This window comes from Kocuria sp. cx-455 (assembly GCF_057707085.1).
The window spans coordinates 223,127-242,285 of sequence record NZ_JBYIPM010000004.1; the positions used below are offsets into that span (position 1 = coordinate 223,127).

The 19,159-nt window shown below is 66.2% G+C and carries 18 protein-coding genes; 10 read left to right on the forward strand and 8 right to left on the reverse strand.

From position 1 onward, the window contains the following. Positions 1-75 precede the first annotated feature (75 nt). The 4 genes from AC3ENJ_RS07990 (at position 76) to AC3ENJ_RS08005 (ending at position 4,676) form a co-directional block, all read left to right on the forward strand. Entirely contained in the window at positions 76-1,452 is a 1,377-nt protein-coding gene (locus AC3ENJ_RS07990) for an MATE family efflux transporter (RefSeq protein WP_431813650.1), read from the forward strand. A 129-nt stretch (positions 1,453-1,581) separates the two neighbouring features. Beyond that, the gene (locus tag AC3ENJ_RS07995) at positions 1,582-2,577 is read left to right on the forward strand and encodes a universal stress protein (RefSeq protein ID WP_190780966.1); all 996 of its coding nucleotides are present in this window, start codon (positions 1,582-1,584) and stop codon (positions 2,575-2,577) included. 48 nt (positions 2,578-2,625) lie between these two features. Next, positions 2,626-3,516 carry a universal stress protein gene (locus AC3ENJ_RS08000; RefSeq protein ID WP_190780965.1) on the forward strand — a complete coding sequence of 297 codons (891 nt, stop codon included), beginning with the start codon at positions 2,626-2,628 and terminating at the stop codon, positions 3,514-3,516. A 137-nt stretch (positions 3,517-3,653) separates the two neighbouring features. After that, entirely contained in the window at positions 3,654-4,676 is a 1,023-nt protein-coding gene (locus AC3ENJ_RS08005; protein ID WP_431813651.1) for a TPM domain-containing protein, read from the forward strand. A 41-nt stretch (positions 4,677-4,717) separates the two neighbouring features. Here AC3ENJ_RS08005 and AC3ENJ_RS08010 read toward each other — a convergent pair whose 3' ends face one another. From AC3ENJ_RS08010 to pdxS, 5 genes are all read right to left on the reverse strand, one after another. After that, the gene (locus AC3ENJ_RS08010) at positions 4,718-5,521 is read right to left on the reverse strand and encodes a carbohydrate ABC transporter permease (protein ID WP_190806530.1); all 804 of its coding nucleotides are present in this window, start codon (positions 5,519-5,521) and stop codon (positions 4,718-4,720) included. Then, the gene (locus AC3ENJ_RS08015; protein WP_190806531.1) at positions 5,518-6,576 is read right to left on the reverse strand and encodes a carbohydrate ABC transporter permease; all 1,059 of its coding nucleotides are present in this window, start codon (positions 6,574-6,576) and stop codon (positions 5,518-5,520) included. The genes AC3ENJ_RS08010 and AC3ENJ_RS08015 overlap by 4 nt, the downstream gene beginning before the upstream one ends. An 8-nt stretch (positions 6,577-6,584) precedes the next feature. Next, positions 6,585-7,892: an ABC transporter substrate-binding protein gene (locus AC3ENJ_RS08020; RefSeq protein WP_431813652.1), complete on the reverse strand. Its 1,308-nt coding sequence runs from the start codon at positions 7,890-7,892 to the stop codon at positions 6,585-6,587. A gap of 189 nt (positions 7,893-8,081) precedes the next feature. Next, entirely contained in the window at positions 8,082-8,792 is a 711-nt protein-coding gene (pdxT, locus tag AC3ENJ_RS08025) for a pyridoxal 5'-phosphate synthase glutaminase subunit PdxT (protein ID WP_431813653.1), read from the reverse strand. After that, positions 8,789-9,718: a pyridoxal 5'-phosphate synthase lyase subunit PdxS gene (gene pdxS, locus AC3ENJ_RS08030; protein ID WP_190806534.1), complete on the reverse strand. Its 930-nt coding sequence runs from the start codon at positions 9,716-9,718 to the stop codon at positions 8,789-8,791. Before pdxS ends, pdxT begins: the two co-directional genes overlap by 4 nt. A 110-nt stretch (positions 9,719-9,828) precedes the next feature. On the opposite strand from pdxS, the gene pdxR reads away from it, so the two are divergent. The 3 genes from pdxR (at position 9,829) to AC3ENJ_RS08045 (ending at position 12,574) form a co-directional block, all read left to right on the forward strand. After that, positions 9,829-11,307: a MocR-like pyridoxine biosynthesis transcription factor PdxR gene (gene pdxR, locus AC3ENJ_RS08035; protein ID WP_431813654.1), complete on the forward strand. Its 1,479-nt coding sequence runs from the start codon at positions 9,829-9,831 to the stop codon at positions 11,305-11,307. A gap of 113 nt (positions 11,308-11,420) precedes the next feature. Continuing rightward, positions 11,421-12,074 carry a DUF308 domain-containing protein gene (locus AC3ENJ_RS08040; protein ID WP_431813655.1) on the forward strand — a complete coding sequence of 218 codons (654 nt, stop codon included), beginning with the start codon at positions 11,421-11,423 and terminating at the stop codon, positions 12,072-12,074. A 47-nt stretch (positions 12,075-12,121) separates the two neighbouring features. Then, entirely contained in the window at positions 12,122-12,574 is a 453-nt protein-coding gene (locus AC3ENJ_RS08045; protein WP_190780960.1) for a hypothetical protein, read from the forward strand. A 77-nt stretch (positions 12,575-12,651) separates the two neighbouring features. On the opposite strand, the gene AC3ENJ_RS08050 is transcribed toward AC3ENJ_RS08045, so the two are convergent. The 3 genes from AC3ENJ_RS08050 to AC3ENJ_RS08060 are packed head-to-tail and all read right to left on the reverse strand — an operon-like array spanning position 12,652 to position 15,693. Further along, positions 12,652-15,144: a heavy metal translocating P-type ATPase gene (locus tag AC3ENJ_RS08050; RefSeq protein WP_431813656.1), complete on the reverse strand. Its 2,493-nt coding sequence runs from the start codon at positions 15,142-15,144 to the stop codon at positions 12,652-12,654. Continuing rightward, positions 15,137-15,346: a heavy-metal-associated domain-containing protein gene (locus tag AC3ENJ_RS08055; RefSeq protein WP_190780959.1), complete on the reverse strand. Its 210-nt coding sequence runs from the start codon at positions 15,344-15,346 to the stop codon at positions 15,137-15,139. The genes AC3ENJ_RS08050 and AC3ENJ_RS08055 overlap by 8 nt, the downstream gene beginning before the upstream one ends. Positions 15,347-15,375: 29 nt before the next feature. Then, entirely contained in the window at positions 15,376-15,693 is a 318-nt protein-coding gene (locus tag AC3ENJ_RS08060; RefSeq protein ID WP_190780958.1) for a metal-sensitive transcriptional regulator, read from the reverse strand. Positions 15,694-15,806: 113 nt separating this feature from the next. On the opposite strand from AC3ENJ_RS08060, the gene AC3ENJ_RS08065 reads away from it, so the two are divergent. The 3 genes from AC3ENJ_RS08065 to AC3ENJ_RS08075 are packed head-to-tail and all read left to right on the forward strand — an operon-like array spanning position 15,807 to position 18,843. Further along, on the forward strand, positions 15,807-17,807 hold the full coding sequence (locus AC3ENJ_RS08065; RefSeq protein WP_431813657.1) for a glycoside hydrolase family 15 protein: 2,001 nt from the start codon (positions 15,807-15,809) through the stop codon (positions 17,805-17,807). Further along, positions 17,804-18,532 (forward strand): AzlC family ABC transporter permease, encoded by a 729-nt coding sequence (locus AC3ENJ_RS08070; RefSeq protein WP_190780956.1) that lies wholly within the window; start codon positions 17,804-17,806, stop codon positions 18,530-18,532. Before AC3ENJ_RS08065 ends, AC3ENJ_RS08070 begins: the two co-directional genes overlap by 4 nt. After that, positions 18,529-18,843: an AzlD domain-containing protein gene (locus AC3ENJ_RS08075; RefSeq protein ID WP_431813658.1), complete on the forward strand. Its 315-nt coding sequence runs from the start codon at positions 18,529-18,531 to the stop codon at positions 18,841-18,843. The genes AC3ENJ_RS08070 and AC3ENJ_RS08075 overlap by 4 nt, the downstream gene beginning before the upstream one ends. Positions 18,844-19,159 lie beyond the last annotated feature (316 nt).

A 19,159-nucleotide genomic window follows, 5' to 3' on the forward strand; every position in this document is an offset into this window, starting at 1 on the left:
CTCCCCTAAGGCTGCACCACTGCAGTTTCCTCACACCAGACTCTTCGACTACTCAGCACCCCCTACTCTGGACGGGTGCAGCCCGAACCCGAATCCCCAGCCACAGCAGAGCCCCGTGACACCCGGTCCCTGAACCGGCAGATCCTAGCGCTCGCGGTCCCCGCGTTCGGCGCGCTGATTGCGGAGCCGCTGTTCCTGCTGGCGGATTCGGCGATCATCGGCCACCTGGGCACCGCGCAACTCGCGGGCGTGGGCATCTCCGCAACGGTGGTGCAGACCGTGGTCGGGCTCATGGTGTTCCTGGCGTACTCGACCACCCCCGCCGTGGCGCGACATCTCGGGGGTGGTCGGCTCAAACAGGCCCTCGAAGTCGGTCGTGACGGTCTCTGGACCGCGGCCGGTCTCGGTGTGCTGCTCGCCACCGTAGGCATCCTCGCGGGTAGGCCCCTGTTGCAAGCGCTCGGCGCGCGGGGTGAGGTACTGGAGCACGCGACGTCGTACTTCGTGTGGTCCATGCCCGGGCTGCTGGCCATGCTGGTGGTGCTGGCTGCAATGGGCGTGCTGCGCGGGCTGCAGGACACCAAAACCCCACTGATCATCGCGGGTATCGGCGCGGCGGTGAACGCGGGACTGAACGTCGCGCTCGTCTATGGTGCAGACCTGGGCGTGGCCGGGGCGGCAATGGGTACGAGCATCACTCAGTGGGCCATGGCCATCACGTATTTGGTGCTGCTGGGCCGGCAATTTGCCCGTGAGAACGTGCGGCTGACCACCGGCTGGCGTGGCATTCGCGGGCACCTCACGGTGGGATCTTGGCTCATGCTGCGCACCCTGTCGCTGCGCGCGGCGATCCTCGCGACCGTCGTGGTGGCAACGGCCGAGGGAGCGGAAAATCTTGCGGCGTACCAACTGACCATGACCGTCTTCAACTTCTTGGCGTTCGCGCTCGATGCGCTCGCGATCGCCGCCCAGGCCCTGCTCGGAAAGGAACTCGGTGCCCGCGACCTCGACCGGCGGACCGAGCGGGACGGCGTGCGCCACCTCATGCACCGGCTCATCCGGTGGGGGCTGGGATTCGGCGTGGTCACGGGCTTGGTGGTGGGCTTGGCGGGCCCACACCTGGGGTTCCTGTTCACGCCGTCGGAGCGCGTGCAATACCTGTTCGGGATCGCGCTGGTGGTGGTCGCGGTGGGCCAACCCCTCGCGGCATATGTGTTCGTGCTCGACGGCGTGCTGATCGGCGCCGGCGACGCCCGGTACCTGGCGCTGGCCGGCCTCATCAACATCGTGGTGTACGCGCCGCTGCTGTGGGCGGTCATGCAGTTCGCCGGAGGTGGCGCGGCCGGTATGGCCTGGCTGTGGGTTGCATACGCGGGCGGGTACATCGGCGCGCGGGCGCTCACGCTGGGCTGGCGGATACGCAGCGACCGATGGATGTACGCCATGGCCTGACCACACGCTGGTTTCAGCCGTCGACCGCGCCGCTCGCGCCCTTCGGATCGGGCGTTACCCCGCGAATCGACGGGCGAAACGAGTGGCGCACGTCTCTATTTACACGGGCGGATCTACTATCCTTAAGGCATGAACAAAGACGTTCCCAACACCAAGTCCGCATCCGTCAACGGCCCGATCTTGGTGGGCATTGACGGTTCCGAAATTGCACTGCGAGCCCTGGATCGCGCCATCGAGGAAGCGCGCGTCCGCAACCTGGGTGTGCGCCTCATCGGAGCATTCCCGGTGGTCGGTGTGGGAGACCCCGGCCTGGAGCGTCGCTTCCGTGAAGCCGTGACCGCTGAGAACGACCAGAACCTTCAGGCCGCTCTGGACCGCGTAGCACAAGCCGATGTCACGGTGGACACCGTCAGTGGTGAGGGAGACGCGGCCAAGGCCATCATTGAGGCCGCCAAGGACTGCAGCCTGGTGATCATGGGTAAGCGCGGTAAGGGCGGCGCGTTGCGGGGCCGCTTGGGTTCGGTGTCCGCGGCAGTGGCCGCGCACAGCCCGGTGCCCGTGATCGTGGTTCCGCCTCATGCAGACGATGACAGCTCCGATGTGGAGTCCGCTCGCGAATCCGCCCACCACAAGGACGTCCACGTCACCGATGAGCAATCCCAGGGCGACACCCGCACCCCGGCCTCAGAGATGGACTTCACGGGATCCGTGGTGGTCGGTGTGGACGCCGCGGGAGAGAAGAACCCGGCGGTGGCCCAGGCCATCGAGTACGCCAAGGCCCACGGTTCCACGCTGAGCCTCGTGTCCGTCAACGGTGCCCTCTCCGGCACCCCGGACTGGTTCCAGGACCAGTACAACCAGACCTACTACTTCGATGAGTCCGTGCGGAAGCTCAACCAGATCGCTCAGGATCTCACGGAACAGAACCCGGATCTGAAGGTCACCCGTCACGGGTTCCTGGGCCGCCCCGGTCGCGTGCTGGTCCAGGCAACCCGCACCGCGGACCTCGTGGTGGTCGGCTCACGCGGCATTGGTGGCTTCACCGGCCTGCTGCTCGGTTCGGTCTCCCAGTCGGTGCTCGGTGCGACCGCCGGACCCGTCATGGTGGTCCCCAACGGCAAGTGAGCCTGAAACAGTAGCCATTCACTACACACAGAAACAGGTGCGAAACAGATGTCACAACGAATCGTGGCGGCATACGACGGCTCCGACTACAGCGAACGCGCGTTGGACTGGGCCATCCAGGAAGCAGCAGCTCAGGAGATTCCGCTGAAGATCGTGGTCTCCACCGGTCGCCCCGTGGGTGTGGATCAGTCCCTGTACGGTCCCTTTCTGGACGCCGTGCAGGAGGAGTCCGAGAAGCTCACCCGCGCGGCAGTGGCCAAGGCCAAGGACGCCGGCGTGCAGGTGCAGGGCATCATCGAACGCGGTGACGCCGCCGGCGTGATCGTGTACGAGGCCAAGGATTCCTCCCTGGTGGTCATGGGAAAGCGCGGCCGTCACGGCGTGCGCGGCCGCGTGGGATCCGTTTCCGCCGCTACGGCATCCCACTCGCCCGTGCCCGTGGTGATCCTGCCGGAGAGCTGGAACCCGGCTCAACGCGAGTCCCGTTCCGAGGACGAGTCCTTCGAGGGCGCCGTGGTGGTGGGCGTGGACAAGCTCGGCGCCAAGAACAAAGCGGTGCACGTGGCCGCCGATTACGCCCGCGCGCACGGTCTCACCCTGGCGGTGGTCAGCGTGGTTCCGACCACCAGTTACCTGCCCATGAACTCCTCCGAGTTGGAGCGCGCGGTGCAGGAGCAACTGCTGGCCCCGGCGAAAGAGCTCACCGACCAGGTAGCCCAGGAATTGGGCGCCACGTACCCGGATCTGAACATCGTGACCCGCGTGCTGCAGGGACGCCCGGCGGATGCCCTGGTGGATGCGTCCCGCACCGCTGACCTCCTGGTCATGGGTTCGCGCGGTTACGGCGGATTCCGCGGGCTGCTCATGGGCTCGGTCTCCCAGGCCGTGCTCGCGGACACCGAGTCACCGCTGATGATCGTGCCCAACCGCGAAAAATAGGCAACGTAGCGTACGGGAGGCCCCGTGCGACGTCGGCGCCCCGTCTCCACCGGCGGGGCGCCGTTTTCATTCCGCGGGTGGATCCGTTGTGGGCGTGCGGTGCCTATTGTGGTGTCAATCGCACCCGAGGAGGCATCATGCTCACCCTAACGAGCCCGCGTTCCAGCCGCGTCCCGCGCTGGGTCGTATTTTCCCTCTTTGCGCTTCTCGCGGCGGTGTCGCTGGTGGTCTGGTCCGCCGACGCCGCTCGGGCCGCTCAAGTGCCCCCGCGTCCGGATTCCGGGGCGGTGCTGGACCAGGCCGAGATCCTCTCCGGCGCTGACGAGCAGCACATCAACGAGCGGATCGGCCGCGGCAACGAACAGAATGACTACATCCGCGCGGCCGTACTCACCGTGGACGGCGTGGACGGGGATTTCGAAGACTTCACCCGGCAAGTGGCTACCGAATGGGGCGTGGGTGAGGCCGGTCGGGACAACGGTGTCTTGATCGTCGCGGACATGGACGACCGCAACCTGCGCATCGAAGTGGCCGACGGCGCACGTCAAGTGCTCTCGGACGACACCGCGGAAGTCATCATGGAGGACCATCTGGAGCCCGGTTTCCGGGACGAACAGTACGCCCAGGCCTTCCTCACGACCGTGGATTCGGTGTACGACCAAGCGAACCCGGAGTCGGCGGCCCAGGCTGCCGCGGATCGCGAGCGTAAGGGGAACATCGTCACCGCGGTGCTCCTCGGCATTGCCGGGTTGGTCGTGGCCGTGGTGCTCGGGTCCATCCTGTGGTGGCGCAGGGACCAGAAGAAGATCCGTGAGCAGGCGGACCGTGAGATCGAGCGGTACCAACGCGAGCATCCGGGCGAGGAGATCTCGGATGAGGTCCGCAAGAAGTACTACACGTACCGTTCCAATCACCGGAAACCGCCCAAGGAGGGTAAGAAACCGCCCACAGCCAAGGACCAGGACGGCGTGGAGCGGGACGTGCAGTACGCCTCGACGTTCCAGAGTTGGTTGCCGCTCTACCTGATGTACCCGGCGATCTACAGCGGCGCCAACCACTCGACCTCTGCGAGCGGTTCCTCCGGCTACTCGGGTTCTGCCGGTGCGTCCTTCGGTGGTGGCGGTGGTTTCAGCGGCGGCGGTTCATCGGGCAGCTTCTGAGGACCTGGGGGGTACCCCCCCCAGCGGCGGCGTTCGCTCTTTCAGCGAATACCCGTGCGGGCGATGCCCTGCACGAACCACTTCTGCAGTATCAGGAACAGGATCACGAGGGGTAGACAACTGATCAGGCCAGCGGCCATGAGCCCGCCGTAATCGTTGCTGAATTCGCCCTGCAGGAAGCGTAGTGACACGGGCAGTGTGTAGAGCTGCGGGTCCTTGAGCACAATCAACGGCCATAGGAAGTCGTTCCACGTGTTCATGAAGGCCAACAACACCATGACCGCGATCAAGGGTTTGGCCAGGGGCAGCACCACGGACCAGAAGATCCGCAGCTGACCGGCGCCGTCCAACTTGGCGGCCTCCAGCAGTTCATCCGGGATGGAGAGGAAGAACTGGCGGGCCAGGAAGATTCCCAGAGCCGTGGCCGCGGTCGGCAGGATGACTCCCCAGAACGTGCCGTAAATTCCCAGATTGGACACGATCCTGAACTGCGGGATCATGATGGCCTGCGCGGGAATCATGAGCGTACTCAGCACCAGAATGAACAGTGCCGAACGGCCCCGGAAAGGAATCTTGGCGAACGCGTATCCCGCGAGCAGGTTGATGCTCACGGACAGCACCACCGTCACCAGGCTCACCGCCACCGAGTTCAGGACCCACGTGCCAATGGGATACTTCTCGAACAGGTTCTGGAAGTTGGCCAGTGTCCAGGAATTCGGGATCAGGATGTTCCCGGCGAACAATTCGGAACGGGTGGAGAAGGCCATGCGCACCATGGCGTAAAGCGGGAACACCATGATCACGGTGATGACCGTGCAGATGGCCACGCGCAGTCCGGTTCTCATGATGCGTCCTTCGTAGCGTGGGGTGCGCTTGCGGGGCCGTCGGTACGAACGCCGTGGGCCCCCTTACGACGTGTGCGTCTCGTGGGTCCGGTGGACTCGGACTTGGGGGAGCGCAACTGGAACGCCGTCATCACGAGCGTGAGCAGGAACAGCACCACGCCGATGGTCGAGCCGTACCCGAAGTCACGGGCGGGTCCGAACCCCTGGTCGTACGCGTAGGTCACCAGCATGGACGTGGAGTTGCCCGGACCACCCCCGGTCATCACGTAGACAATGTCGAAGATCTGGAAGGACCAGATCACGTTCATGATCACCAGGAACAAGGTGGAGGGCGCCAACAGGGGGCGGGTGATGTACCAGAACTGTTGCCAGGAGTTCGCTCCGTCCAACCGTGCGGCCTCGTAGAACTCTTCCGGGACGTCCTGCAGGGCGGCCAGGTAGATGACCATGGCGAAGCCCGCGCGGGTCCAGATGGTCATGAGCACCACGGAGATCATGGCCAGGCTCCCGCTGGACTGCCACGGCAGCCCGCCCACGCCGATGCTGCGCAGCAGGTTGTTGAGCACCCCCACGCCCTCGTTGAACAACAGCAGACCCATGAGCGAGGTCACCAGGTTGCTCAGCACGATGGGCAGGTAAATGGCGGTGCGGAAGATCCCCCGCCCGGGTATCGCTTTGTTCAGCAGCAGTGCGAAGCTCAGGCCCAGGCCAATGCTGATTGGAACGGTCAACACGGTGAACACCACGGAGTTGAGCAGTACCCGCCAGAAAATGGGGTCGCGGAACAACCGTGCGTAGTTGTCCAGGCCCACCCAGCCGTTGCTACCCAGCGGGGTGGCGGCCTGGAAGGACACCACCCACGTGAGAATCAACGGCAGGAACAGGAACGCGATCAGGATGATCATGTTGGGTGTGACGAACGCCCACCCGGCCGCATTGGTCCCCGCCGAGCGCTTGGCGCGGACCGGCGGGGGCGGTGTGGTCGTTGGGGGTCGTGTGCCCGGTGCGGGCTGGGTGGCGGAACCCGGGTCCGCCCCGGTGGCTGCGAGACTCATCCGCCCACCTATGCCGAGACGATCTGGTTCACGCGATCCGCGATGCCCTTGAGGGCATCGTCCACCGACCTGCCGCCCACGAAGCACTGCTCCAATTGTTCCTGCAACTCCGTGTTGATCTGGCTGAAGCCAGGGATGGTCACCTGGGCGACGTCTTCGGGCTTGAGGGTGGTGGCCTGCGCGGTGAAGACCGGTGCCAGATCGGGGCGAACGCTGAGGTTCAGCTTCCCCTCTGCAACGGAACGTCGTGTGGGTAGCTCGATAGTCTCCTCGCAGAACGCTTTCTGGTTCTCCGCTTCCATCATGAAGCGCAGAAACTCGCCGGCCTGGTCCGCCTTGTCGGTGGCCTTGTTGATCACCAGTGCATTGCCGCCCAGGTCGGAAGCGGCCCGCACGTCCTGCGGATGGTAGGTGGCCTGCCACTCGAACCGGGAACCGACGGCCGTGTTGAGCTCGGGAATTGTGAAGTTGCCCAGGGCAGCCATGGCCGTTTTGCCGCCCACGAACGCGTCACTCGAGTACACCCCGCTCTTGGGGGAACTGTTGGAGGGCACCACCTTATTCTCAAAAAGCGCCTTGGTGGTCGTGAGGGCGCGCCGCCCGGCGTCGGAGTCGATAGCGGCGCTCTTGAGGTCGTCGCTGAGCAACCGCCCGTTGGCCTGGAACAACCAGTTGAGCCAACGGTAGGCCCCGGCCTTCTGCCACTGGTAGGAATACGGTGCCACATCACCGCTGAGGGAGCCCTTCAGTTTGGTGAGGACCTCGTTGAACTCCTCCCACGTCCAGGCGTTCTCGAGCGAGTCCGGAACGGACGTGATGCCCGCCTGCCGCAACAGGTCGGGGCGGTACACCGTGGCGGTGGTGTCTGTCTGGTGGGGAACACCGTAGGGCCTGCCGTCCAGGGACACCGCCTCCATGAACGCGGGAATCAGATCGTTCTTGAGATCGTCGTCCATCTGGTCGCTGAGGTCCAAGAGCTGGTCCGCACTGCTGTAGGAGGCCAAGGACGTGTAATCCACCCGGAAGATGTCCGGAGCCGAACCGTCCTGCAACTGAGCATCGATGGTCGTGAACATCTCCGCGAACGGCACGAACCGCAGATCCACCGTGACCCCAGAGCTCTCCTGATACTTCTGCACCAGTTTCTTGAACGCTGACTGCTCGGAGTCCTGCCCCCACGAGACCATGGACAGGGTGTCGCCGCCACCCGAGTCGCTGCCTCCGCCGCCACCGGTGAAACCCGAGCAACCGGTCAACATAGCTGCGCCCGAGAGTCCCACGGCTCCTCGGAAAAGCGTTCTGCGTGAAATGTTCATGGGCGGGACTCCGTTCCAGACACAACCTGTCGCAGGTGCACCAGACGCTCGATTAGTAAGCATCATGATGACATCGGAAGTCACCCATGTCACCCCGCACTTTCAGAGGTGAGCTTCACGCGGGCCGACATTATTGGCAGAGGTCCGCAGCGTCTTACGCCCGAACGCTGCGGACCTCTGCCATATTTGTCAGGCGGCCGACGCTTCCGCGGATCGCCGAGTGCGAACCAGCCCCAACAGCTCCTCGTGCACCGTGGTGTCCCCGGTGAGTTCGGGGTGAAAACTGATGCCCAGGATGTTGTCCTGCCGCACGGCCACCACCGCGTCGCGATACCGGGCCAGCACCGCCACGCGGTCACCCACTCGGGTCACGGCGGGCGCGCGGATGAACGCTGCGCGGACCGCGTCGCCCGGGGGCGTTGCGGTGTCGGCATCCGGGCCGAACGCATTGGTCGCAGCCTCATTACCTGGCTCACTGTGACCGGAGAGCTCTCGGGAACCCGCCCACTCCAGCGAAACCTCTGCGGAGTCCACCTGTGAGCCGAACGCGTTGCGGGTCACGGTCACGTCCAAAACTCCCAGCGACTGCTGACCGGGTGCGGGGTCCTCGATATGTGTGGCGAGCATGATCAGCCCCGCGCACGTACCCAGCACAGGCAGACCGGCGGCAATGACCTGCCGCAGCGGATCGAACAGCCCGAACGTGCGGCACAGTCGATCCATGGTGGAGGACTCACCCCCGGGGAGGACGAGCGCGTCGATGACCGGAGCGCCGCGGTCCCCGACCACGTCCGATGCGGACCGGACGCGGACCGCCCGGGCACCCAGCGATTCGAGTATCGCCAGGTGCTCGGCCACGCCGCCTTGAAGGGCGAGAACGCCGACGACCGGTTGGGTCACCAGCCGCGCTCCGCGAGCCGGTGCGGAGCGGCCAGGTCAGCCACGTTGATGCCGACCATGGCTTCGCCCAGGCCGCGGGAGGCTTCGGTGATGCGGGCGGGATCGTCGTAGTAGGCGGTCGCGGCAACGATGGCGCGAGCGCGCTCGGCCGGGTTGCCGGATTTGAAGATCCCGGAGCCCACGAACACGCCGTCCGCGCCGAGCTGCATCATCATGGCCGCGTCTGCGGGAGTGGCAATGCCGCCGGCGGTGAACAGCACCACGGGGAGCTTGCCGGTGCGGGCCACCTCGACCACCAGGTCGTACGGGGCAGACAGTTCCTTGGCCTTCACGTAAAGGGCGTCGGGGGCGCAGTTGTAGAGGCCCTGCAGCTCGGCGATCTGCGAACGAATGGTGCGGATGTGGCGGGTGGCCTCGGAGACGTCGCCGGTGCCGGCTTCACCCTTGGAGCGGATCATGGCCGCGCCCTCGGTGATCCGGCGCAGGGCCTCACCCAGGTTGGTGGCACCGCACACGAACGGCACGGTGAAGCGGTGCTTGTCGATGTGGTGAGCGAAGTCAGCGGGGGAGAGCACCTCGGACTCGTCGATGTAGTCGACCTTCAGGTGCTCCAGGACCTGCGCTTCCACGAAGTGGCCGATGCGCGCCTTGGCCATCACCGGGATGGATACGGTGTCGGTGATCTGTTCGATCAAATCCGGGTCGCTCATCCGGGCCACGCCGCCCTGAGCGCGGATGTCCGCCGGCACGCGTTCGAGGGCCATCACGGCCACGGCTCCTGAATCTTCGGCGATCTTGGCCTGCTCGGCCGTGACCACGTCCATGATCACGCCGCCCTTGAGCATGTCGGCCAGTCCGCTCTTGACCAGCTTGGATCCGGTCACGGGGGTCTTGTTGTCCACGGGAGATTGCACGGTTTGAGTCATATTGGCCATGCTGCCCGCCAAAGTGGCCCGGTAACAGATCCATAATTGAGTAATTCGAATAGTCCACTTTGGAGGAGCCCATGCGGCATGCGCGTGTAGTGGATGTGCCATTGTCCGTCGACAGAGCCTCGGGTGTCCCGCTCGGCGAGCAACTGGTCGGCCAGGTCCGTGACCTGGTCGCCCGCGGTGTCCTGTGTGCGGGAGATCCGTTGCCCTCATCGCGGGTCTTGGCCGAGCGGTTGGGGACCTCGCGCGGCACGGTGGTCACGGCGTGGGACGTGCTCGCGGGCGAGGGATACCTCACTGCGGATCATGGGGCCACCCGCATTGCCCCGGACGTTCGCGTGGTCCCCGCGGCGAGCGAACTCCCCGTGTCGACGACGCCGCCCCGCTCCTCCCGCCCTCGACGTAGCGTTGTGAACACGGGCCAGATCGACCTGCGGCCCGGCAAAGCACTCATCGCGGAACTGGATACTCCGGCTTGGCGGGGTGCCTGGCGAGATGCCGCGAGTGCCAACGCGGGGGAGGTGCCGTTACGGCAACACCTGGCCGAATACCTGCGATTGAACCGAGGGGTGGTGAGAGAACTGGACGACATCGTGATCACCGCGGGTGCCCGGGACGGACTCCAGCTGGTCCTGCGAGTCCTGGGTGCACTGCGCGGCCGCAGATTGCGCGTGGCGGTGGAGGACCCCGGGTACTCCGCGCTGCGCAGGGTGGTGGAGGCCACCGGGCACGTGGCGATCCCAATCCCCGTGGACGGGTTCGGTCTCGATCCGGCCAACCTGCCCACCGGCGAGTGGGCGGGAACCGGCACGTGGGATGTGGCCGAAACTCCGGATGTTGTGGTGGTGACGCCCGGACACCAGTACCCGCTGGGCGGCACCATGCCCGTGAGCCGCAGGCTGGAACTGCTGCGCTGGGCTCGCCGCCACAGCGCCGTGGTGATTGAGGACGACTACGACTCCGAGCTGCGCTACACCGGACAGCCACTACCCGCGCTGGCCGCCCTCGACACCGACCGCGACACCGTGGTCACCCTCGGCAGCTTCACCAAAGTGCTGGGCAACGGCGTGGGCGTGGGACACCTGGTGGCACCCGATGATCTGCTCCCCAAGCTGCACACCCTGCGTGCGGAGCTGGGGTCACCTGTTTCGGTCGTGGCGCAGCGGGCAATTGCGCGGTTCATGGATTCGGGTCACTTGCAGCGCCACACCGCCCGGATGCGCCGCGCCTACCGCCGACGCCGCTCACTCATCGGACAGTCGCTCGCGAACCTGCCCGGCGTGGCCGTGGTGCCCATGGCCGGTGGTTCCCATACCGTGATCGAGGTGCCGGACGAGGTCGCAGCGGTCGCGGCTACGGCCCGACGCGGGGTGCTGGTCAGTGGGCTGGGAGAATACTGGGCGGCGTCGGCGAACCGGGCGAGAACGCGCACGATGACCCCTGCGCCGGACACGACAGAAGGCGGACGCACCGCCCCCGGTTCGGAACTGCGCAACGGGCTGGTGCTGGGGCTGACGGCGTCGGACGCGCACCTTGAACGAGGAATGCGAGTGCTGCGGGATGTGCTCACACCGGGCCCGTAGTCACTTCGGGGCTGGCACGGGCGTCAGCGAACACCAAGTTCTGCTCCCGGACGGCCCGCAGCTGTCTCCACTAGACTGGCCCGGTCCCACCCCGCCAATGAGGAGTATTTCGCGTGTCTCAGCAGATCCCGTCCCCCCGCGGCGGCGCATCCGGCGGCCGTCGCAACGGAGCGGATGTGCGGCACGTTCTGTGGGTGCCCACGCTGAGTCGGTCCCTGGTCGCGCTGGTGTTCGGCGCGGTCACGATCTTCTGGCAGGAACCCACGGAGAACGCGGCACCGTGGGTGCTGGGTCTGTTTCTGGTGGCAACGGGCGCCGCGTGGCTGTTCCTGCACTTGCGCCTGAAGGCCCGCGAGGACGGTGACCTCGGCTCATTGGCCAATATCCCTCAGCTCGCGGGAATCCTGTACATCCTGGGCGGGGCGCTCATTGCGATCATGGCGCAGCAGAACTGGCTGTTCGTGCTGCTGGCCGCCATGGTGCTTGGCCTCTGCGGCATCCTGGAACTCGCTCTGGGACTGCGTTTCCGCCAGAGCTTCCCGCTCGGTAGGGACTGGACCCTCAGCGGTCTGGTGACCGTGGGCGCGGGTATGGGCATGATGCTCGTGGAGGCGCTGGGCGCCAAGGCGGAGCTGGGCGTGGTGGGTGGCGTGGCCATCATCATCGGCGTCACCCAGTTCATTGCCGCGCTGAGCTTGCGCCACGATGCGCTCGCAGCGGACCGCGCGGGCTCTCCGGATAACGGCCGGCCGAAGCGCGTAGACTGAACAGTTGATCTCGACTATTTTTCGCTTGTTTTCGTAGGAGGATTCACGTGGCCCAGCGCACCGAGCACAACGGCCGTCGCAAGACTGATATCAAGGGTCCCCTTGTCATTTCAGCCGTGCTGGCGGTCGTCGCCTTCGTGGTGGTCTCGGTAGCAGCCGCCGGCGGCACCGACAACGCCGCCCGTGTGGGGCTGGGTTTGATCGCGGCGGGTATTGCCTTCATCGCTTCCGTGATCGTGTGCTCCACTCTCATGCTCCTGGAAAAGCCCAACGACCCCGAACTCGGTCAGGGCACCGGCGTGAATCGTTCCTCGGCCAAGTTGTTCGCCGAGAACAAAGCCCGCCGGCAGGCCGAGCAGGCACGTGGCGGCGGTTCAGGGTCGACGTCGCCCGGCAAGCCGTCCGGTGCCGCCGATTCCACGGACAATGGTGAACCCCAATACGGCCAGCGCGTCCGCCCCGACACCCAGGGCGAGGAACCGGGTTCGAGCGCCCGCTGATCAGCACCCCGCAACGAAGAACGCCCTGGACCGTGAATCACGGTCCAGGGCGTTCTTCGCGCAACCATCAGTAGGGATTACCGCCCGAAGCGCTTCAACCGCAGCGAGTTCAGCACCACGAACACGGAGCTGAAGGCCATGGCGGCCCCGGCGATCATGGGGTTCAAGAAGCCCAGCGCGGCCACCGGAATGGCCACCACGTTGTAGGCGAAGGCCCAGAACAGGTTGGACTTGATGGTCCCCAGGGTCTTCCGGGACAGCTTGAGTGCGGTGGGGATGGCGGTCAGTTCGCTGCGGACCACGGTGATGTCCGAGGCTTGCATGGCGGCGTCCGTACCGGAGCCCATCGCGATGCCCAGATCGGCCTGGGTGAGTGCGGGAGCGTCATTGACGCCGTCGCCCACCATGGCCACCACGCGACCCTGCCGCTGCAGGTCGGTCACGGCCTGGACCTTACCGTCCGGGGTGACATCGGAAATGACGTCCTCGGGGGCAAGACCCACCTGCTCGGCCACGGAACGTGCCACGGCGGAGTGGTCACCGGTCAGCAGGACCGGACGCAGGCCCAGTGCCTTGAGCTGCGCGATCGCCCGGGCGGACTCCTCCTTGATGGTGTCCTGCATGTCGATCAGGCCGGCCAGGTTGCCGTCCACGGCCACGAGGATGGTGGTGAATCCGTCCGCGCGGGCGTGCCCGAGGGCCTTGCGATCGGTCTCCGACAACCGGACACCGTTCTTGGCCAGCCACTGCTCCCGACCCACCACCACGGAGCGGGATTGCATGCCGTCCGCGACATATGCTTTCACGCCGCCGCCGGGGGCGGACTCGAAGCGGGCCACTTGGAAGCGCTGCGATGAGGCATCCGCAATTGCTCGGGCGATCGGATGTTCGGAGTAATCCTCCACCGCCGCGGCGAAGTCCAGCACCTGGTCCTTGGACCACTGGGACACCGAGTTCACGGCCGTCACGGCCAGCTCACCGCGGGTCACGGTGCCGGTCTTGTCCAGCAGGATGGTGTCCACGTTGCGGGAATCCTCGAGCACCTCCGCGGAGGTGATCAGAATTCCCATTTGAGCGCCGCGGCCCGTGCCGGTCAGCAGGGCGGTGGGGGTCGCCAGACCCAGGGCGCACGGGCACGCGATCACCAGCACGGACACCGCAGCCACGAAGGCTTGATCCACGTTGCCGGTCACAAGCAGCCAGATCACCAGGGTCAACAGCGCGATACCGATGACCACGGGGACGAACACGGCCGAAATCCGGTCCGCCAACCGGGCCACGGGGGCCTTGGTCGCCTGAGCGCGAGCCACGGTGCGACCCATGGACGCGAGGACGGTGTCCGCCCCAACACGGGTGGCTTCCGCGAGCAGCCGCCCGGTGGTGTTCACGGTGGCGCCGGTGAGCTCGTCACCCGGTCCGACCTCCACGGGCAGGGATTCCCCGGTCAGCATGGACGCGTCCACGGCGGATTGGCCGGTCACCACCACGGAGTCCGTGGCGATTTTCTCGCCCGGACGCACCACGAATCGATCACCCACCGTGAGCTGTTCCACGGGGACGGATCGTTCGGTTCCGTCCTTGGTGAGCACGGTCGCCTGCTGCGCACCGAGGTTCAGCAGAGCCTTGAGCGCCTCACCGGAGCGAGCCTTCGCGCGGGCCTCGAGCCAGCGCCCGAGCAGCAGGAACGTGGTGATGATGGCGGCGGATTCGAAGTACAGCTGGTGGCTGGACATGTCCATGGCCTGGCCGGGGTGCGCGTGCGCGGTCATCCCCGGGTCCACGAGCAGGTGCCACAGCGAGAACAGGTAGGCGGCGGCCACGCCCATCGACACCAACGTGTCCATGGTGGAGGACAAATGCCGTGCATTGATGGCGGTAGCCTTGTGGAACGGCCACGCACTCCACGTCACGACCGGCAGGGTCAGTGCCGCGGCGACCCAGCCCCAGTGCGGGAACTGCGCGCCCGGAATCATCGACATGATGAACACGGGCACGGAGAGGATCGCGGCCACGATCAGCCGGACCCCCAGGTCTCGGCGGCGCTGGTCCGCCGGGGACAGATCGGCGGCGGGGTCCGTGGAGTCGGTGTTATGTTCCAGCTCCTGTTCCGCAGATGCCGACCGCTCCACTCGCGCGCCCTCCCCATCAGGGGTTCCGGCGGTCTTGGGAGAGCCGGAGGCCTCGGGTGTCTCGGATGGCGTCGCGGGTGCCGGGTCCGCCGGTGCAGTGCGGTCGCCGCGGTCGGAACGTGAGGCAGCGGCGTCGTCGGCGGTTGCGGGAGACTCGTCGCGATCCGAGGAACGGGACCCGCCCGTGATTTCCGCGCCGTAACCGGCCTTCTTGATGGTCTCGACGATCTGGTTGTCCGAGATGCTGTCCGGAACTTTCACGGACGCGGATTCGAGGGCCAGGTTGACCGCGGGATCCACGCCATCGATCTTGCGCAGCTTGCGCTCGATGCGACCCACGCACGAGGCACAGGTCATCCCGCTGATCTGAAGATCCAGCTCACGCAGCGGCCCGTGAACCTGAGTGTCCGTGACGGGGGATTGAGTGGATTGATTAGACAATGGTGTAACCAGCTTCTTCGACGGCCGCGGCAGTCTCTTCTGAGCTCAGCTCGCGGGTGCTTTCAATGGTCACGGGCGATACCCCGCCGGCGTTGAGATCCACGGAAACGGACTGCACACCGGGGACCTCTGCGAGCTCTTCCTTGACGGAGGACACGCAGTGGCCGCAGGTCATGCCGGAGACGGTAATGGTGGTGATCATGGGGAGACTCCTTGGTTCTCGGGGGTGGGTCAGCTTTTCACCAGGCGGGCGATGGCGGCGTTCGCCTCCGCGAGCTTGGTATCCAGCTCGGTAGTGTCACCGGTGTCATGGGCGTGTTCCACCGCGTGGCGCACGCAATGACCCAGGTGTTCCTCCATCAGCCCCAGGCTCACTGACTTCAGGGCCGACTGGATGGCAGAAATTTGGGTGAGCACGTCAATGCAGTAGGTGTCCTCGTCGATCATGCGTTGGATCCCGCGCACCTGCCCCTCGATCCGCTTGAGGCGACGGCCGTACGCGGCCTTGTCCTGGGTGTACCCGCGGGTCACGGGCTGCTCGGTGCTCATGATGCCAATTTATACCCTAGGGGGGTATAAATCAAGGGGGTCGACGACGCCCGCCATCGGCACCGCTGGTCGGGCGTGAACGCGCCACCCCGCGAGTATGAAATTCTGGACCCATGGCTTCATGGATCGAGGATTACGCGCTGCTGTCCAACATGCGCAGCGGCCCGCTGGTGTCCCGCACGGGTTCCGTCGATTGGTGGTGCGCTCCCCGCTTTGATTCCCCGGCGATGTTCGCCTCTCTGCTGGGCGGGCCCGATCACGGGCGGTGGCTGCTGGCGCCGGCGTGCGCGGTGGACGAGAACAGCGAGGTGGTGCTCGACCGCTCAGGGGTTACGGCCGTTGAACGTTTCTACGCGGAGAACACCTTTGTGCTGCACACCGTGTGGACCACCGAGACCGGAACCGTCCGCGTCACGGACTTCATGCCGCTGTCCTCCCGCACCGCGCTGATCCGCCGGGTCGAAGGCCTCACCGGCGAGGTGGAGATCTTTCAGGACGTGCGTCTGCGCTTCAACTTCGGCGCGTCGGTGCCGTGGCTGAGCCGTTTCGACGTGGCGGAAAGCGATACGTCCGGCGAGCACACGGAAGGTGTGCTGGTGGGTATGGCCGGCCCGAACGCCGTCGTCTTCCGCGGCGATCCCTTGCCCGAAGCGGACGAGGACCGTTCCAAGCGCCGGCACACCGGCACGTTCACCGTGGCCGCGGGTCAAATCAAGGACTTCTCGCTCACGTGGTTCCCGTCCCACAGCACGCCACCGGAAGCCGTGGACGTCAACGAGACGCTCACCGCCACGATCAATCTGTGGCAGGAATGGTCCGGACTCTACGATCCCGCGGCCACCGAAGCCAAGCTCGCGGAACGGGAGGACACCCGGCGCGCGCCCACGCCCGCCGAGCGGGCCGCGGAACTGACCGTCACCCAGGATGCCCGTGAGGACATCATCCGCCGCAGCCTACTGGTGGTGCGCGGGTTGATGCACCAGGCCACCGGCGGTCTGATCGCCTCGGACACCACCTCCCTGCCCGAGGTGCTGGGCGGGGACCGCACCTGGGACCACCGCTTGTCGTGGCCGCGCGACGCCGCATTCGCCCTGGAAATCATGCTCGACCACGGCCACGACCGTGAGGCCGCCCAGCTGCGCAACTGGTTACTGCGCGCGGTTGCCGGGGACGTGGACCACCCCTCCAACGTCTACGGCCTGGACGGTTCCGTGGTGGGTCGCGAACGGCTCGTGGACCTGCCCGGTTACGAGCGCGCTCGGCCAGTGCGCGAGGGCAACACCGCCGGTTCGCAGTACCAGGCGGACGTGGCCGGTCACGTGCTGGTCGTCTTCGAACGCCTCCGACGCCGCGGCGTCCAGGAGGATCACCTGTCCTGGCCGTTGCAGCAGGGGCTGCTGCGCGCCGTGGTGGCCAACTACGAGGACAAGGACCAGGGCGTGTGGGAGATGCGCGGTGAGCCCCAGTACTACACCTATACCCGCGTGATGATGTGGGCCGCGCTGCAGGCCGGGGTGGATGCCGTGCGCATCCACGGGCTGCCCGGAGACGTGGAGACCTGGGAAGAACACCGTGATCAACTGGCCCATGAGATCTGGACCAACGGCTATGACCCCGAGGTCGGTTCCTTCGTGCAGTACTACGGTTCCACCGCCGTGGACTCCTCGCTGTTGCAACTGTCCAAGGTCGGTTTCGTCGCGTATGACGATGAGCGCATGGTGGCCACGGTAGCCCGCATCCAGAGGGAACTCACCGACCGTTCCGGGCTGCTGCACCGCTACCGCAACCTCCCGCAGCTCACCGACCTGGACGATGCCGAGGCGTTCGCATCCTCGATCGGCCAGGACGGTTTCGCCGGCCAGGCGGCGCCGTCGGTGTCCGCAACGTTGCAGTTGGCGGATCAGCTGGCGCGGTGCGATCGCGTTGCGGAGGCCGTGAAACTGCTGGACACCGTGCTCGCAACGGCCAACGAGCTGGGCCTGTTGTCCACCACGTATTCGACATCCGAACGCAGGGCCACGGGCAACTTCCCGCAGTCCGAATCGCATTTGAACCTCATTCGTGTGCTGGACACCTTGAAGGTCGTGCAGGGCGGGGGTTCCGCGCAATCGTGAATGGTTCTTCTTCGGTCACGGTGGGCTCGGAGTCGGTCATCCCCTGGCGTTCCTCGCCCGCCGTGCGCGTGGGATTGTCCCTGGGCATCGCCACGGGGTTGTACGGCATTTCGTTCGGTGCGCTCTCGATCGCCGCGGGGCTCACGTTCTGGCAAACGCAGGCGCTGTCCGCGTTGATGTTCACGGGCGGGTCCCAGTTCGCGTTCATCGGGGTGCTCTCCGGCGGCGGAACGGGCGCGGCGGCCCTGGGTGCGGCGTCGCTGTTGGGTGTGCGCAACACCGTGTACGGCATGACCATGAATGCGCTGCTGCGCCCGCGGTCGTGGCGCAAGGCGGTGGCCGCCCAGGTCACCATCGATGAATCCAATGCCGCGGCCTCCGCTCAGCCCACCGGTGTGGAGCGCAAGCGCGGTTTCTGGGTGGCCGGGGTCAGTGTGTTCCTGCTGTGGAATCTGTTCACGGCAGTCGGCGCTCTCCTGGGAGACGCCGTGGGGGATCCCGGTCAGTGGGGTCTCGACGGCGCCGCCGTGGCCGCCTTCCTGGGGCTGCTCTGGCCGCGGTTACGCGACCGCGAACCGCTGGCCGTCGCCGTGGTGTGCGGGGTGGTCACCGCCATCAGCATTCCGCTGGTCCCGTCGGGCATCCCGGTGCTGGTCGCCGCGGTGGTCGCGTTGGCCTGGGGTCTGGTGGGCGCGCGATCGGCACGAAAGACGGTGCGCTCATGAGCATGTGGTTCTGGGTACTCGCCGCCGCCGCCATCGCCTACGTCTCCAAGCTCGTGGGGTATTTGGTTCCCGACGCCGTTCTGGACCACCCGCTCGTGCCTCGCCTGGCCGGGTTGGTCACCGCGGGTCTGCTCGCGGCACTCGTGGTCATGAACACGTTCGCGTCCGGCACGGAGCTGGTCCTGGACGCCCGGGTGGGTGCGCTCGTCGTGGCCGGTGCGGCCCTGTGGTTACGGGCTCCCTTCCTTGCGGTGGTGATTCTCGGCGCCCTGACCGCAGCACTGCTGCGGTGGGCCGGTTGGGCGGTGTGAGCGGCGGCGTCATCGGAGTCATTCTCAGGCCAGTATGCAGATCTCAGACACGTTGGAGCCCCCTTCGGAGGCGGTGTATGGCTTCACTATGACTCATAGATCAATGCTGGCGTAAGAGTGCCTCAGATCCACCGGCCAACCCATTTTCCGCTCGGGTCGTGGGGCTCCAGCTTCTGGTTCCGCGCGTGAGCGTTCCGCTTAGCAAATGCCGGGGGAGCGTAGTGTGAGGAAAATGCCGGATGAAGTTTGAGGGGAGGTAAATGTCTAGATCCGCGCGGATCCAGGCATTTACCTCCCCTCACGCCGCGGAGCGACA

What these genes read in the sequence shown, in the direction of transcription:
- AC3ENJ_RS08000 (WP_190780965.1), top strand. Translation starts at nt 2,626, where the DNA reads ATGTCACAACGAATCGTGGCGGCATACGACGGCTCCGACTACAGCGAA.
- pdxS (WP_190806534.1), bottom strand. Translation starts at nt 9,718, where the DNA reads ATGACTCAAACCGTGCAATCTCCCGTGGACAACAAGACCCCCGTGACC.
- AC3ENJ_RS08010 (WP_190806530.1), bottom strand. Translation starts at nt 5,521, where the DNA reads ATGAGAACCGGACTGCGCGTGGCCATCTGCACGGTCATCACCGTGATC.
- AC3ENJ_RS08015 (WP_190806531.1), bottom strand. Translation starts at nt 6,576, where the DNA reads ATGAGTCTCGCAGCCACCGGGGCGGACCCGGGTTCCGCCACCCAGCCC.
- AC3ENJ_RS08020 (WP_431813652.1), bottom strand. Translation starts at nt 7,892, where the DNA reads ATGAACATTTCACGCAGAACGCTTTTCCGAGGAGCCGTGGGACTCTCG.
- AC3ENJ_RS08055 (WP_190780959.1), bottom strand. Translation starts at nt 15,346, where the DNA reads ATGATCACCACCATTACCGTCTCCGGCATGACCTGCGGCCACTGCGTG.
- AC3ENJ_RS08005 (WP_431813651.1), top strand. Translation starts at nt 3,654, where the DNA reads ATGCTCACCCTAACGAGCCCGCGTTCCAGCCGCGTCCCGCGCTGGGTC.
- AC3ENJ_RS08075 (WP_431813658.1), top strand. Translation starts at nt 18,529, where the DNA reads ATGAGCATGTGGTTCTGGGTACTCGCCGCCGCCGCCATCGCCTACGTC.
- AC3ENJ_RS08060 (WP_190780958.1), bottom strand. Translation starts at nt 15,693, where the DNA reads ATGAGCACCGAGCAGCCCGTGACCCGCGGGTACACCCAGGACAAGGCC.
- AC3ENJ_RS07995 (WP_190780966.1), top strand. Translation starts at nt 1,582, where the DNA reads ATGAACAAAGACGTTCCCAACACCAAGTCCGCATCCGTCAACGGCCCG.
- AC3ENJ_RS08065 (WP_431813657.1), top strand. Translation starts at nt 15,807, where the DNA reads ATGGCTTCATGGATCGAGGATTACGCGCTGCTGTCCAACATGCGCAGC.